This is a genomic window from Luteimonas salinisoli, from assembly GCF_013425525.1.
Classification (GTDB): domain Bacteria; phylum Pseudomonadota; class Gammaproteobacteria; order Xanthomonadales; family Xanthomonadaceae; genus Luteimonas; species Luteimonas salinisoli.
The window spans coordinates 77,647-91,127 of sequence record NZ_JACCKA010000082.1 but is presented as its reverse complement, the minus strand read 5'-3'; the positions used below and the strand labels follow the sequence as shown (position 1 = coordinate 91,127).

The window sequence follows — 13,481 nt, the reverse complement described above, 5'->3', positions numbered from 1 at the left end:
CGCCTCATGGCGCGTATTGCGGGTGTCAACCTGCCTGCCCAGAAACACGTCTGGGTCGGGTTGCAAAGCATCTACGGCATCGGCCGTACCCGTTCCAAGCAGGTCTGCGAAGCGGCCGGCGTCGAGGTTTCGACCCGGATCGTCGACCTGTCCGAGCCGGAAGTCGAGCGCCTGCGCTCCGAGGTCGGCAAGTTCGTGGTCGAGGGCGATCTGCGTCGCGAGGTCGGCATGTCGATCAAGCGCCTGATGGACCTGGGCAGCTACCGTGGCCTGCGCCACCGCCGCGGCCTGCCGCTGCGCGGCCAGCGCACCCGCACCAACGCCCGCACCCGCAAGGGTCCGCGCAAGCCGATCCGGAAGTAAGGGGACAACGCCATGGCCAAGCCGGCTGCCAAGACCAAGAAGAAGATCAAGCGCGTCGTCACCGACGGTGTCGCCCACGTCCACGCTTCGTTCAACAACACGATCATCACGATCACCGACCGCCAGGGCAACGCGCTGTCGTGGGCGACCTCGGGCGGCGCGGGTTTCCGTGGCTCCCGCAAGTCGACCCCGTTCGCTGCGCAGGTCGCCGCCGAGAAGGCCGGCAAGGCCGCGCTCGACTACGGCGTGAAGTCGCTGGAAGTGCGCATCAAGGGCCCCGGCCCCGGGCGCGAGTCGGCGGTGCGCTCGTTGAACAACGTCGGCTACAAGATCACCAACATCATCGACGTGACGCCGATCCCGCACAACGGGTGCCGGCCTCCCAAAAAGCGTCGCGTCTGAGGAGCTGAGAAGACATGGCTCGTTATATCGGTCCCACCTGCAAGCTCGCCCGCCGCGAAGGCGCCGACCTCTCGTTGAAGAGCCCGTCGCGCGCGCTCGATTCCAAGTGCAAGCTGGAGCAGAAGCCCGGCCAGCACGGCGCCGGCACCGGCGCACGCCGCAGCAAGCTCTCCGACTACGCCGTCCAGCTGCGCGAGAAGCAGAAGGTCAAGCGCATCTACGGCCTGCTCGAGCGGCAGTTCCGCAACTACTACAAGAAGGCCTCGACCAAGAAGGGCAACACCGGCGAGAACCTGCTGCAGTTGCTGGAAACCCGCCTGGACAACGTCGTCTACCGGATGGGCTTCGCCGTCACCCGGCCGGCCGCGCGCCAGCTGGTGAGCCACCGCGGCGTGACCGTCAATGGCAAGCCGGTCAACCTGCCGTCCTACCAGGTCAAGGCCGGCGACGCGATCGCCCTGGCCGAACGCGCACAGAAGCAGATGCGCGTGCAGGAAGCGCTCGACGTGTCGTCGCAGATGGATCTGTCGCCGGGCTGGGTCGAGGTGGACGCCAAGAAGTTCGCCGGCGTGTTCAAGGCGGTGCCGGATCGCGGCGACCTGCCGTCCGACATCAACGAGGCGCTGATCGTCGAGCTGTACTCGAAGTAAGGCCGGCGCCGGCTCCTATGGCCGGCCCCTGGCCGGCCATTCGCCGCACCGATCCCCCGCCAGCGCGTGCAGCCGCGCGCCGGCTCCCCCGGTATCAAGGGGGCTCCAACAGCTCTATGGCCGCGCACCCCCACGCGTCGGCATTTGAGGAGAAGCCAAGAAAATGACGGTTACTGCCAACCAGGTCCTGCGTCCGCGCGCCCCGCAGATCGAGCGCCTTGCCGGCAATCGCGCCAAGGTCGTGATCGAGCCGCTGGAGCGCGGCTATGGCCATACCCTGGGCAATGCGCTGCGCCGGGTGCTGCTGTCGTCGATTCCGGGCTTTGCGATCACCGAGGTCGAGATCGACGGCGTGCTGCACGAGTACAGCGCCATCGAGGGCCTGCAGGAGGACGTGCTCGAGGTGCTGCTGAACCTCAAGGACGTCGCCATCCGCATGGGCACGGGCGAGTCGTCCACCCTGTCGCTGGCCAAGTCCGGCCCGGGCACGGTGACCGCGGCCGACATCAAGACCGATCACAACGTCGAGATCCTCAACGGCGACCACGTGATCTGCCACCTGACCAAGGACGCCTCGGTCAACATGCGGCTGAAGATCGAGCGCGGTTTCGGCTACCAGCCGGCCGCCGCGCGCCGTCGTCCGGACGAGGAGACCCGTGCCATCGGCCGGCTGATGCTCGACGCATCGTTCTCGCCGGTGCGCCGCGTCGCCTACGAGGTCGAGGCCGCCCGCGTCGAGCAGCGTACCGACCTCGACAAGCTGGTGCTCGACATCGAGACCAACGGCACCATCGACGCCGAGGAGGCGGTGCGCACCGCCGCCGACATCCTCACCGACCAGCTGTCGGTGTTCGGCGACTTCACCAACCGCGACCGCGGTGCCGCCAAGCAGCAGACCGCCGGCGTCGATCCGCTGCTGCTGCGCCCGATCGACGATCTGGAGCTGACCGTGCGCTCGGCCAACTGCCTCAAGGCCGAGAGCATCTACTACATCGGCGACCTGATCCAGAAGACCGAGGTCGAGCTGCTCAAGACCCCGAACCTGGGCAAGAAGTCGCTCACCGAGATCAAGGAAGTGCTCGCCCAGCGCGGGCTTTCGCTGGGCATGAAGCTGGAGAACTGGCCGCCGGCCGGCGTCTCGCAGCACGGGATGCTTGGGTGAGCGACCGCGTCTAGCCGATGCCCTATCGGCATCGGCTGCGGTCGCGAACGCCCGGCCATGGATGGCCGGGCAGGACGATCCGAAGCCAGCTTCGCTCCGCCATGGATGGCAAGGCATAGAATTCGAGAGGCGCGCGTTGGGCGTCGTCATCCGAGACAAATTCAGGAACCAAGACCATGCGCCACCAGAAAGCCGGACGCAAATTCAACCGCACCAGCGCCCATCGCGAAGCGATGTTCCGCAACATGGCGGCGTCGCTGTTCAAGCACGAGATGATCCGCACCACGCTGCCGAAGGCGAAGGAACTGCGTCGGGTCGCAGAGCCGCTGATCACCATCAGCAAGAACGACGGCGTGGCCAACCGCCGCCTGGCGTTCGCGCGCCTGCGCGACAAGGAAGCGGTCGGCAAGCTGTTCGTCGAGCTGGGGCCGCGCTACCGTGCACGCCCGGGCGGCTACCTGCGTATCCTCAAGTGCGGCTTCCGCGACGGCGACAACGCGCCGATGGCGTACGTGGAGCTGGTCGACCGTCCGGTGGCCGCCGACGCCGCCGAGTAGGCGCCGGGCGGTCCTTCCGCCCGACGACAGGTCCCGCAGAACCCCGGCCACGCGCCGGGGTTTTTGCTATCTTGCGCCGATGCAGACGAACCCCTTGCGCTGGTCCTTCCGCGCCCAGTTCCTGATCGCCGCCGCGGCCTGCGCGGCGCTCATCGGATTCGCGATCTACTCCCAGCTGCAGTGGGGGCTCGAGCCCTGCCCGCTGTGCATCTTCCAGCGGATCGCCTTCGCTGGACTCGGCCTGGTGCTGCTGGTCGGCGGGCTGCATGCACCGCGCGGCGTCGTGGGGCGCAGGCTTTACGGGGGACTTGCCTTCGCTGCCGCCGCGGTGGGCATCGGCATTGCCGGGCGCCACACCTGGATCCAGCTGTTCCCCCCCGAGATCCCCGCCTGCGGCCCGCCGCTGGACTTCATGCGCCAGACCATGTCGACCGGCAGCCTGATCCGCAAGGTGCTGACCGGAACCGGCGACTGCGGCCTGGTCGACTGGACCTTCCTGGGCCTGTCGATGCCGGCCTGGAGCCTGGTCTGGTTCGTCCTGCTGGGCGCCTGGGCGCTGCATGCGGCGTTCCGGCGCCGGCGCTGAGCCGTCCGGCAACGGTTGCAGGCGAAATTGACGCGGTGCAGCAGTCTGGCATGATGACGGACCAAGCCGGGTCCAGACCATGCCGCAGCCAGAACGCAACCTCCGCGCCGTGAACCTTCCAGCCGACTGGAGCCCGGACAGCTGGCGCAGGCGTCCGGCGCTGCAACTGCCGACCTATCCCGACGCCGCCGCCCTGGCGGCGGTGCAGGAAGAGCTGCAGGCATTGCCGCCGCTGGTCACGTCCTGGGAGATCCTCGCCCTCAAGCAGCAGCTCGCCGAGGCCCAGGAAGGCAAGCGCTTCCTGCTGCAGGGCGGCGACTGCGCCGAGAATTTCGCCGACTGCAGCTCGGAGCTGATTTCCAACCGGCTCAAGGTGCTGCTGCAGATGAGCCTGGTGCTGGTGCACGGCCTGCGCCTGCCCGTGGTGCGGGTGGGGCGCTTCGCCGGCCAGTACGCCAAGCCGCGCTCCGCCGACACCGAGACCCGCGACGGCGTCACCCTGCCCAGCTACCGCGGCGACATGGTCAACGGCCCGGAGTTCACGCCGCAAGCGCGCACCCCGGACCCGCGGCGCATGGTCAAGGCGCATGCGCGCTCGGCGATGACCATGAACTTCACCCGGTCGCTGATCGACGGCGGCTTCGCCGACCTGCACCATCCCGAGTACTGGAACCTGGACTGGGTGGGGCACTCGCCGCTGGCGGCCGACTACCACCGCATGGTCGCCAGCATCGGCGACGCGGTGCGCTTCATGGAGACGCTGTCGGGCAGCGAGGTCTACAACCTCAACCGGGTGGACTTCTACACCTCGCACGAGGCGTTGCTGCTGCCCTACGAGGAGGCGCAGACCCGGCAGGTGCCGCGGCAGTGGGGCTGGTTCAACCTCAGCACGCATTTCCCCTGGATCGGCATGCGCACCGCCGCGCTGGAAGGCGCGCATACCGAGTATTTCCGCGGGATCCGCAATCCGGTCGCGGTCAAGATCGGCCCGTCGGTGACCTCCGACGAGCTGCTGCGCCTGATCGATACGCTCAATCCGGACGACGAGCCGGGCCGGCTGGCGCTGATCCACCGCATGGGCGCCAGCCGCATCGCCGAGCGCCTGCCTGCACTGCTCGATGCGGTCAGGCGCGAGGGCCGCCGGGTGCTGTGGATCTGCGACCCCATGCACGGCAACACCGAATCGACCAGCAACGGCTACAAGACCCGGCGCTTCGACAACATCCGCGGCGAGGTGGAGCAGGCGTTCGACCTGCATGCCGCCGCGGGCACGCGCCTGGGCGGTGTGCACCTGGAGCTGACCGGCGAGGACGTGACCGAATGCACCGGCGGTGCCCGCGACCTGACCGATCTCGACCTGGCGCGCGCCTACCGCTCCTCGGTCGATCCGCGGCTCAACTACGAACAGGCGCTGGAGATCGCGATGGCGATCGTGCACAAGCAGAACCAGGTCGCCGCGCCGGCGGCGCGCTGACCGTTCACTCCGGCGCGGGAATCGACACGGTGGCCAGGAAGCGCGGCGCCGCGCGCGCCGCGGACAGGCGCTCGAAGGCGTAGGCCAGTTCGATCAGCCGGCCCTCGCTCCAGGCCGGGCCGAGGAAGACGATGCCCAGCGGCAAACCGTGGCTGTCCCCCATCGGCACGGTGATGGACGGCGTGCCGGCCACCGCGGCCACGCCATACCCGGCGCCGGTGAAGTTGTCGCCGTTGACCGGATCGATCGGCCATGCCGGGCCGACGGTCGGCGCCACCAGGGCGTCCAGACGGCCGTCGCGCAGCGCGGCCTCCAGGCCCTGTTCGCGGGCGAGCCGCCGGGCGCGGTCGCGCGCCCGACGATAGGCCGGATCGTCGAGCCCCGGCGTCGCGGCGGCGCGTTCGAGCAGTTCCTGGCCGAACCACGGGAGCTCTTGCGCCGCATGGTCGTGATTGAAGGCGACGATGGCGGGGAGATCGCGTACCGGCGCCTGACGCGAGTCGAGGTAGCGCTCCAGGCCGTCCCGGAACTCGTGCAGCAGCACCGTGAACTCGTCGTCCGACCATTCGCCGGCGGTGGCGATCCGGGCCTCGACGACGGTCGCGCCGGCCGCCTGCAGGGTGCCGATCGCGCGCTCGAAGGCGGCGTCGACGTCGGGCTGCGCGTCGACCCCATGCTCGCGCAGGATCCCGATGCGCGCGCCGTGCAGGCCGTCGGCGCGCAGGTGGACGACGTAGTCCACGGGCGGCGGCCGGCCGGTGCCCCCGGTCGCGGGATCGGCCGGGTCGGGCCCGGCCATCGCCGCCAGCAACACCGCGGCGTCCGCCACGCTGCGCGCCATCGGACCGGCGGTGTCCTGGGACGCGGCGATCGGAATGATGCCGTCGCGGCTGACCAGGCCGACGGTGGGCTTGATCCCGACCAGGCCGTTGACCGCGGCCGGGCACAGGATGCTGCCGTCGGTCTCGGTGCCGATCGCCACCGCGGCGAGGCTGGCCGCCACCGCCACCGCGCTGCCGGAACTCGATCCGCACGGGCTGCGGTCGAGCACGTAGGGGTTGCGGGTCTGGCCGCCGCGCGCACTCCAGCCCGAAGTGGAGCGGCTGGAGCGGAAGTTGGCCCACTCGCTGAGGTTGGTCTTGCCGAGGAGCACGGCGCCGGCGTCTCGCAGCCGGCGCACCAGGAAGGCGTCGCGCGCCGGACGGTGGCCGGCCAGGGCCAGCGAACCGGCCGAGTTCGCCATCGGGGTGGCGTCGATGTTGTCCTTGAGCAGCACCGGGATGCCGTGCAGCGGGCCGCGTGGCCGGCCGGCGGCGCGCTCCGCGTCGCGCACATCGGCTTCGTCGAGCGCATCCGGATTGAGTTCGATCACCGCGCGCAGGGTCGGCCCTGCGTGGTCGATCGCCGCGATGCGGTCGAGATAGGCGCGGGTGAGGGTGCGGCTGTCCAGCTCGCCGCGTGCCATGCGCGCCTGCAGTTCGGCGACCTCGAGTTCGGCGAAGGCGAACGGCGCGGTCCCGGCCGGGCCCCGTTCGGCCCCGGGCGCCTCGGCGCTGGAGGCCGAGGTGGGACTGGGCTGGCGCTCGCAGGCGCCGAGGAGGGCGCAGCCCAGGAGCATCCAGCCGGTGCGCAGCAGGGCCGCTGACGGAAGGGATCGCATGCGGCATTCCCGGGGGACCGGCGAGCAGCATCGCGCGCGCTGCCGGGCCGCGCAACATCGGACCGGTCGTCGTGGGTGCGCTCAGTCCGGGGAGGTGGGCAGCGGTGGGTCCTGCAGCGGCCACCAGTCCGGCGTCTCGTAGCCGCCGGGGGCGGTCCGGGCGAGCGCGACGCGTCCCACGCAGGTCTCAAACGGAAGCGGCGACGGGGCCCGCGGCAGCCCGGTGCCGGGCAGGGCGCCCGGCGCGCGGGGCAGGTAGGCGAGGGTGACGTGCGGCTTCGGCGGTTTCGGTTCGGGCCGGTCGCCGCACGCCACGGCGACGGCATCGGCGTCCGCGAACAGCCCGTCGAGCCGGGAATGCGGCGCCGGGCACGCCACCAGTACGTTGCTCCAGGCCTCGACGCGATCGAAGACCAGGTCGATGCGTCGGGTGCGCGCCGCGATCGCGGCCATCCCGGCGTAGAGCGGCCCGGGATCGGCCGGCAGCCCGCCGTACAGGTAGCGCAGCGTCATGTGCAGCTGGCGGCGCCGGCGCCATTCCAGGCGCGCGGTCTCCGGCGCCGCGTCGACGACGGAGGCGCGCAGCGCGGTGAGCGCATCGAGCGCGTCGTCGTCCGGCATCCAGGCGACGAACACGCTCACGGCGGGCTCAGGCGGCGCGGCTGGCGCGCTTGCGGTCGACCTCGGTGCGCAGCTTCTTGCGCAGGCGGATCTGCTTCGGGGTCACCTCGACCAGTTCGTCGTCGTCGATGAACTCGAGCGCCTGCTCCAGCGACAGCTTGATCGGCGGGATCAGCCCTTCGTCCTGGTCCTTGCCGGACGCGCGGAAGTTGGTGAGCTGCTTGCCGCGCAGCGCATTGACGGTGAGATCGTTGTCCTTCGAGTTGATGCCGACGATCTGGCCCTCGTAGATCTCCTCGCCCGGCTCGATGAACAGCCGGCCGCGCTCCTGCATCGCGATCTGCGCATAGGCCGGCGACGGCCCGGTGCCGTTGGAGATCAGCACGCCGTTGATGCGCTGGCCGATCTCGCCCTCGGCGCGCGGGCCGTAGTGGTCGAACACGTGGAACAGCAGGCCGGTCCCGGCGGTGAGGGTGCGGAACTCGGTCTGGAAGCCGATCAGCCCGCGCGCCGGGATGATGAACTCCAGGCGCGCGCGCCCCTTGCCGTCGGGCTCCATGTTCTGCAGCTGCGCCTTGCGCTCGCCCAGGCGTCCCATCACGCCGCCCTGGAACTGCTCCTCCATGTCGACGACGAGCTGCTCGTACGGCTCCTGTTTCACGCCGTCGATCTCGCGCACGATCACCTCGGGGCGCGATACCGCCAGTTCGTAGCCTTCTCTGCGCATGGTTTCGATCAGGATCGACAGGTGCAGCTCGCCGCGGCCGGAGACCTTGAACTTGTCGGCATCGGCGGTGTCCTCGACTTTCAGCGCGACGTTGTGCTGGGTCTCGCGGGTGAGGCGATCGCGCAGCTGGCGCGAGGTCAGGAACTTGCCGCCGCTGCGGTCCTTGACCCCGGCGAACGGCGAGTCGTTGACCTGGAAGGTCATCGAGATGGTGGGCTCGTCGACCGCCAGCACCGGCAACTGCTCGACCGCGGCGGGGTCGCACAGCGTGTCGGAGATGCCGATTCCTTCGATGCCGCTGAAGGCGATGATGTCGCCGGCCTGGGCCTGCGATACTTCGATGCGCTCCAGGCCCATGAAGCCGAGCACCTGCAGCACCTTGGCGTTGCGGGTCTTGCCCTCGCGGTCGACCACGGTGACCTGCTGGTTGGTCCTGACCTTGCCGCGCTGGATGCGGCCCACGCCGATGATGCCGACGTAGTTGTTGTAGTCGAGGCTGGTCACGCGCATCTGGAACGGGCCGTCCGGATCGACCGGCGGCGCGGGGACGTGCTCGCAGATGGTCTCGAACAGGTGGGTCATGTCGCCTTCGCGAACGTCCTCGGTCGGCCCGGCGTAGCCCTGCAGGCCCGAGGCATAGACGGTGGTGAAGTCGAGCTGGTCGTCGTTGGCGCCGAGGCGGTCGAACAGGTCGAAGGTCTGGTCGAGTACCCAACTCGGCCGGGCGCCGGGGCGGTCGACCTTGTTGACCACGACGATCGGCTTGAAACCCATCGCAAACGCCTTCTGGGTGACGAATCGGGTCTGAGGCATCGGCCCGTCCATGGCGTCGACCAGGATCAACACCGAGTCGACCATCGACAGTACCCGTTCGACCTCGCCGCCGAAGTCGGCGTGGCCCGGGGTGTCGACGATGTTGATGCGCCAGACCTGGCCGTCCTTGTCGGTCCAGCGGATGGCGGTGTTCTTGGAGAGGATCGTGATGCCACGCTCCTTCTCGAGGTCGTTGCTGTCCATCACCCGGTCGGGGACGACGGCGCGATCGCTCAGGGTGCCCGATTGCTTGAGCAGCTGATCGACGAGGGTGGTCTTGCCGTGGTCGACGTGGGCGACGATGGCGATATTGCGCAGGCGTTCGATGGACATGGGTGCGGACATGGGCGAGGCGCGCCGGTGCGGTGGGGCAGGGCGCGGTAGGGAAGTGGAGGAAGCCGGGTATTATAGCGTGTTGCGCTGCGTCAATCCCGGCCCGCGGTTGAATCGGGGCTCCGGGCCCCGCATCTGGTTCCAGACCCCGATTTCTTCGTCCCCAGCTGAGGATCCGACATGTCCCTGAATGCCGTTTTCGACACCGATCGTGGCCAGATCAAGGTCGAGCTGTACCCCGACAAGGCCCCGCTGACGGTGGCCAACTTCGTCAATCTTGCCCGGCGCGGGTTCTACGACGGGCTGGGCTTCCACCGGGTGATCCCGGATTTCATGATCCAGGGTGGCTGCCCGGAGGGCTCCGGCCGGGGCGGCCCCGGATACAAGTTCGAGGACGAGACCGGCAACGGCGTCCGCCACGAGCGCGGGGTGCTGTCGATGGCCAACGCCGGCCCGGACACCAACGGCAGCCAGTTCTTCATCACCCATATCAAGACCGACTGGCTGGACGGCAAGCACACCGTCTTCGGTAAGGTCACCGAGGGCCTGGAGGTGGTGGACGCGGTGAAGCAGGGCGATGCCATCAAGTCGGTGAAGATCGAGGGCGACGCCGAGGCGGCACTCGCGGCGCGGGCAGATCGCGTGGCCGAGTGGAACAAGATCCTCGCGGCCTGAAGTCAATGGCGCACGGCTCCGCCTCTCCTTTGCGGAAGGCGGTTGCCCCGGAGGCATTTCAGCACCAGGCAGTCCTTTCCGTTGCGGGGTCTGTGTCGGGGTGCGCCAGCGAATAGCCGCTGTTTGACAGATCCCCCGAGCGCCTTCGGTTGGCTGTGCGGGGCGTGAGCCGCGCCGGGGGTGTTGCTACGCCCTTCGGTCCGGCCATCCATGGCCGGACTCAGGGCCGCTGCACATCCATGTGCAGCTCTCCGCAACACCCCCGGCGCGACTCCCGCTGAGATGTTGGTCGGCTTCGGAGGAATGGGCTGCCGGAAATCCGAAAGCGAATGACCGATGCGGCGCCCGGGCCGGGATATGCGGACAGCAGACCATGGATGGTCTGCGGCGGCGAGCCGGGCCATGGATGGCCCGACCGAGCCGGGGAGCCTATTCCGGCCCGGGCGCCGCTGGCACCGAAACCCGCGAACCCGCCGCTTCCTCCAGCCGACATGGCTGGGACGCCCGGGACGGCGGAGACGGCATGCCGCCCAGCGGGCGGCCCCGGATCAGAGCGACGTTGCCGGACTTCCCGACATCCCGGCCCCACCGCGCGGCCATGCTAAAATTCCGCGCCGCAGCAGACCCGGTCCGCGCGCGTCTTCCCGCCCTTCCCGAGAGGTCCAGCGATGCCCCAGCTTGCCCGGCGCATTGGTCGCGCCAAGCCCAGTGCCATCATGCAGGTCGCCGAGAAGGCCAAGCGCCTGAAGGCCGAAGGCCGGGACATCATCAGCTTCTCGATCGGCGTGCCCAACTTCCTGCCGGGTGAACACGTCTACGCCGCCGCCCGCGAGGCCCTCGAGCACGATTCGGGACAGTACGGCAGCAACCGCGGCGCCGATGCGCTGCTCGATGCCTTCCTGGGCCACATGTCCGAGATCGGCCTCGACGGCTATACCCGCGCCAACTGCGCCACCGGCGTCGGCGCCAAGCACCTGATCTACAACCTGGCCGAGGCGCTGCTCGACGAGGGCGACGGCTTCGCCTTCCCGACCCCGTACTGGACCAGCTACGTCGACGTCGGCGAGATCCTCAACGCCGACATCCAGCTGCTGCCGTGTCCGGCCGAACAGGACTACAAGCTGACGCCTGCACAGCTGGACGCGGCGATGGAGAAGAAGCCGCGGGTCTTTCTGTTCAACAACCCGTCCAACCCGACCGGGATGGTGTACACGAAGGAGGAGATCGCCGCGCTGGCCGACGTGCTGGTGAAGTACCCGGAGACGTGGATCATCACCGACGACATCTACAACCGCATGGTGTTCGACGGCGTCGGCTATCACAACTTCGTCCACGCGCGCCCCGAGCTGCGCGACCGGGTGATCTTCCTCGACTCGCTGTCCAAGACCTACGGCATGCCCGGCTGGCGGCTGGGGCTGATGGCCGGGCCGGAAGCGGTGGCGCAGGCGGTCACCACGCTCAATTCCAACCACATCACCAACGTGCCGGAGATCGTCTCTGCCGCCGGCGTAGCCGCGCTGTCGGGGCCGCAGGACGTGCCGCGCGAAAAGTGCGCCGAGTTCCAGGCCAAGCGCGACCAGGTGCTCGAGGTGCTCACCGCGATCCCCGGCATCGTCTGTCCGCGACCGCAGGGCGCGTTCTACGTGTTCCCGGACATCAGCGTCGCCTTCGGCAAGCGCCACCAGGGCCGGGAGATCGCCAACGACGTCGATTTCTGCACCGCGCTGCTGGACGCCAAGGGCGTGGCCTGCGTTCCGGGCTCCGCGTTCGGCGAGCCGCGGGCGATGCGGATCAGCTACACCTGCCCGACGCCGCAACTGGGCCCGGGGCTGGAGCGGATCCGGGAATTCTTCGCCGAACTCGCCTGAGCCGGAGCCGCACCATGCGCGTGCTGATGATCCTGTTGGTACTGGCCGGGGCCGGGGCGTTCCTGCATTTTCGCAGCGCGGAGGCCGCCAAGCTGCATCCGGACGACCCGCGCAACGCCAGCGGCGAGAAGGGCATCGTCATGCTCGCCGCAGAATGGTGCGGGTATTGCCGCCGGCAGCAGAAGGATTTCGAACCGGCCAACGTGCGCTATCGCGTGCTCGACATCGACACCGCCGAGGGCGACCGCGCCATGCGCGCGCTAGGCGCCCGCGGCGTGCCGGTGACGGTGATCGGCCAGGACGTGGTGCGCGGCTACGATACCGCCGCGCTCGACGCGCGGCTCGCGCCCCTCGGCTATCGCGTGTACTGACGCGATGGCCCCGCATCCCCAAAATACCGAGAGGACTTCCCCATGAAGACGCCCGTCCGAGTCGCCGTCACCGGTGCCGCCGGCCAGATCGGCTACGCCCTGCTGTTCCGCATCGCCTCCGGCGAGATGCTGGGCAAGGACCAGCCGGTGATCCTGCAGCTGCTCGAGCTGCCGATGGAGAAGGCCCAGGCCGCGCTCAAGGGCGTGATGATGGAGCTGGAGGACTGCGCGTTCCCGCTGCTGGCCGGCATGGTCGGCACCGACGATCCGGAAGTGGCCTTCAAGGACGCGGACGTCGCGCTGCTGGTCGGCGCGCGACCGCGCGGTCCGGGCATGGAGCGCAAGGACCTGCTGCTGGAGAACGCCAAGATCTTCACCGCCCAGGGCGCGGCGTTGAACAAGGTCGCCAGTCGCGACGTCAAGGTGCTTGTGGTCGGCAACCCGGCCAACACCAACGCCTACATCGCCATGAAGTCGGCCCCTGACCTGCAGGCGAAGAACTTCACCGCGATGCTGCGCCTGGACCACAACCGGGCGCTGAGCCAGTTGGCGACCAGGCTCGGCAAGCCGGTCGGCGGCATCGAGAAGCTGGTGGTCTGGGGCAACCACAGCCCGACCATGTATCCCGACTACCGCTTCGCCAACGCCGACGGCGCGCCGGTCGCCGAGGCGATCGACGACCAGGAGTGGAACGCGGACACCTTCATTCCGACCGTGGGCAAGCGCGGTGCGGCGATCATCGAGGCCCGCGGCCTGTCCTCGGCCGCCTCGGCCGCCAACGCCGCCATCGACCACGTCCGCGACTGGCTGCTCGGCAGCGACGGCAAGTGGGTGACGATGGGCGTTCCCTCGGACGGCAGCTACGGGATTCCGGAAGGCGTGATCTTCGGCTTTCCGGTGATCACGGCGGGCGGCGAGTACACCCTGGTGAAGGACCTGCCGATCGACGAATTCAGCCAGCGGTACATCGACAAGACGCTGGCGGAGCTCGAGGAAGAGCGTGCGGGTGTGGCGCATCTGCTCGACTGACGCGCTGGCCGGGCCCGGGCGCCCAGGGGAGCTCCTGGGGCTGTTTCAGCTCCGGGAACTTCGGAGCGGGAGGTGCGGTTGCGTGATCGCCGCCGTCCCCGAGCTCGGTCCGCAGGCGGTGTGGGTCGGCTGGCCTCTTTCGAAGGCGAGCTAACCTGAGGTCGCATTCGAGCGAAGCGAGCTGATCGGC

At 69.2% G+C, this 13,481-nt stretch carries 14 protein-coding genes; 11 read left to right on the top strand and 3 right to left on the bottom strand.

What is annotated here, in order from left to right; all coding sequences use genetic code 11:
• The first annotated feature begins 6 nt into the window (after nt 1–6).
• The 7 genes from rpsM to H0E84_RS14810 all read left to right on the top strand — a co-directional run bounded on the left by rpsM (nt 7) and on the right by H0E84_RS14810 (nt 5,194).
• On the top strand, nt 7–363 hold the full coding sequence (rpsM, locus tag H0E84_RS14840) for a 30S ribosomal protein S13 (RefSeq protein WP_180679425.1): 357 nt from the start codon (nt 7–9) through the stop codon (nt 361–363).
• Nucleotides 364–375: 12 nt separating this feature from the next.
• Nucleotides 376–765 carry a 30S ribosomal protein S11 gene (gene rpsK / locus H0E84_RS14835; RefSeq protein ID WP_180679424.1) on the top strand — a complete coding sequence of 130 codons (390 nt, stop codon included), beginning with the start codon at nt 376–378 and terminating at the stop codon, nt 763–765.
• Nucleotides 766–779: 14 nt separating this feature from the next.
• Nucleotides 780–1,415 carry a 30S ribosomal protein S4 gene (gene rpsD / locus H0E84_RS14830; protein ID WP_180679423.1) on the top strand — a complete coding sequence of 212 codons (636 nt, stop codon included), beginning with the start codon at nt 780–782 and terminating at the stop codon, nt 1,413–1,415.
• A gap of 163 nt (nt 1,416–1,578) precedes the next feature.
• Nucleotides 1,579–2,577 (top strand): DNA-directed RNA polymerase subunit alpha, encoded by a 999-nt coding sequence (locus H0E84_RS14825; protein WP_180679422.1) that lies wholly within the window; start codon nt 1,579–1,581, stop codon nt 2,575–2,577.
• Between the two features lie 176 nt (nt 2,578–2,753).
• Nucleotides 2,754–3,134 carry a 50S ribosomal protein L17 gene (rplQ, locus tag H0E84_RS14820; RefSeq protein ID WP_180679421.1) on the top strand — a complete coding sequence of 127 codons (381 nt, stop codon included), beginning with the start codon at nt 2,754–2,756 and terminating at the stop codon, nt 3,132–3,134.
• A 79-nt stretch (nt 3,135–3,213) separates the two neighbouring features.
• Nucleotides 3,214–3,720 carry a disulfide bond formation protein B gene (locus tag H0E84_RS14815; RefSeq protein WP_180679420.1) on the top strand — a complete coding sequence of 169 codons (507 nt, stop codon included), beginning with the start codon at nt 3,214–3,216 and terminating at the stop codon, nt 3,718–3,720.
• A 79-nt stretch (nt 3,721–3,799) separates the two neighbouring features.
• Nucleotides 3,800–5,194, top strand: coding sequence for a class II 3-deoxy-7-phosphoheptulonate synthase (locus H0E84_RS14810; RefSeq protein ID WP_180679419.1), 1,395 nt, complete (start codon nt 3,800–3,802; stop codon nt 5,192–5,194).
• A gap of 4 nt (nt 5,195–5,198) precedes the next feature.
• Here H0E84_RS14810 and H0E84_RS14805 read toward each other — a convergent pair whose 3' ends face one another.
• From H0E84_RS14805 to typA, 3 genes are all read right to left on the bottom strand, one after another.
• The gene (locus H0E84_RS14805; protein WP_425600494.1) at nt 5,199–6,806 is read right to left on the bottom strand and encodes an amidase; all 1,608 of its coding nucleotides are present in this window, start codon (nt 6,804–6,806) and stop codon (nt 5,199–5,201) included.
• 129 nt (nt 6,807–6,935) lie between these two features.
• Nucleotides 6,936–7,496, bottom strand: coding sequence for a 2'-5' RNA ligase family protein (locus tag H0E84_RS14800; protein WP_180679418.1), 561 nt, complete (start codon nt 7,494–7,496; stop codon nt 6,936–6,938).
• 7 nt (nt 7,497–7,503) lie between these two features.
• A complete protein-coding gene (typA, locus tag H0E84_RS14795) occupies nt 7,504–9,348 on the bottom strand; it encodes a translational GTPase TypA (RefSeq protein ID WP_180679417.1) in 1,845 nt (614 codons plus the stop codon).
• Nucleotides 9,349–9,528: 180 nt separating this feature from the next.
• Here typA and H0E84_RS14790 point away from each other — a divergent pair, with 180 nt between their 5' ends.
• The 4 genes from H0E84_RS14790 (at nt 9,529) to H0E84_RS14775 (ending at nt 13,291) form a co-directional block, all read left to right on the top strand.
• On the top strand, nt 9,529–10,023 hold the full coding sequence (locus H0E84_RS14790) for a peptidylprolyl isomerase (RefSeq protein ID WP_180679416.1): 495 nt from the start codon (nt 9,529–9,531) through the stop codon (nt 10,021–10,023).
• A gap of 716 nt (nt 10,024–10,739) precedes the next feature.
• Nucleotides 10,740–11,891 (top strand): aminotransferase class I/II-fold pyridoxal phosphate-dependent enzyme, encoded by a 1,152-nt coding sequence (locus H0E84_RS14785; protein WP_257644236.1) that lies wholly within the window; start codon nt 10,740–10,742, stop codon nt 11,889–11,891.
• Between the two features lie 14 nt (nt 11,892–11,905).
• Nucleotides 11,906–12,262, top strand: a complete 357-nt coding sequence (locus tag H0E84_RS14780) for a glutaredoxin family protein (RefSeq protein ID WP_180679414.1) — start codon at nt 11,906–11,908, stop codon at nt 12,260–12,262.
• A 42-nt stretch (nt 12,263–12,304) separates the two neighbouring features.
• Nucleotides 12,305–13,291: a malate dehydrogenase gene (locus tag H0E84_RS14775; protein WP_180679413.1), complete on the top strand. Its 987-nt coding sequence runs from the start codon at nt 12,305–12,307 to the stop codon at nt 13,289–13,291.
• Nucleotides 13,292–13,481 lie beyond the last annotated feature (190 nt).

What these genes read in the sequence shown, in the direction of transcription:
- typA (WP_180679417.1), bottom strand. Translation starts at nt 9,348, where the DNA reads ATGTCCATCGAACGCCTGCGCAATATCGCCATCGTCGCCCACGTCGAC.
- rpsK (WP_180679424.1), top strand. Translation starts at nt 376, where the DNA reads ATGGCCAAGCCGGCTGCCAAGACCAAGAAGAAGATCAAGCGCGTCGTC.
- H0E84_RS14810 (WP_180679419.1), top strand. Translation starts at nt 3,800, where the DNA reads ATGCCGCAGCCAGAACGCAACCTCCGCGCCGTGAACCTTCCAGCCGAC.
- H0E84_RS14775 (WP_180679413.1), top strand. Translation starts at nt 12,305, where the DNA reads ATGAAGACGCCCGTCCGAGTCGCCGTCACCGGTGCCGCCGGCCAGATC.
- H0E84_RS14785 (WP_257644236.1), top strand. Translation starts at nt 10,740, where the DNA reads ATGCAGGTCGCCGAGAAGGCCAAGCGCCTGAAGGCCGAAGGCCGGGAC.
- H0E84_RS14825 (WP_180679422.1), top strand. Translation starts at nt 1,579, where the DNA reads ATGACGGTTACTGCCAACCAGGTCCTGCGTCCGCGCGCCCCGCAGATC.
- rplQ (WP_180679421.1), top strand. Translation starts at nt 2,754, where the DNA reads ATGCGCCACCAGAAAGCCGGACGCAAATTCAACCGCACCAGCGCCCAT.
- H0E84_RS14815 (WP_180679420.1), top strand. Translation starts at nt 3,214, where the DNA reads ATGCAGACGAACCCCTTGCGCTGGTCCTTCCGCGCCCAGTTCCTGATC.
- H0E84_RS14790 (WP_180679416.1), top strand. Translation starts at nt 9,529, where the DNA reads ATGTCCCTGAATGCCGTTTTCGACACCGATCGTGGCCAGATCAAGGTC.
- rpsM (WP_180679425.1), top strand. Translation starts at nt 7, where the DNA reads ATGGCGCGTATTGCGGGTGTCAACCTGCCTGCCCAGAAACACGTCTGG.
- H0E84_RS14780 (WP_180679414.1), top strand. Translation starts at nt 11,906, where the DNA reads ATGCGCGTGCTGATGATCCTGTTGGTACTGGCCGGGGCCGGGGCGTTC.
- rpsD (WP_180679423.1), top strand. Translation starts at nt 780, where the DNA reads ATGGCTCGTTATATCGGTCCCACCTGCAAGCTCGCCCGCCGCGAAGGC.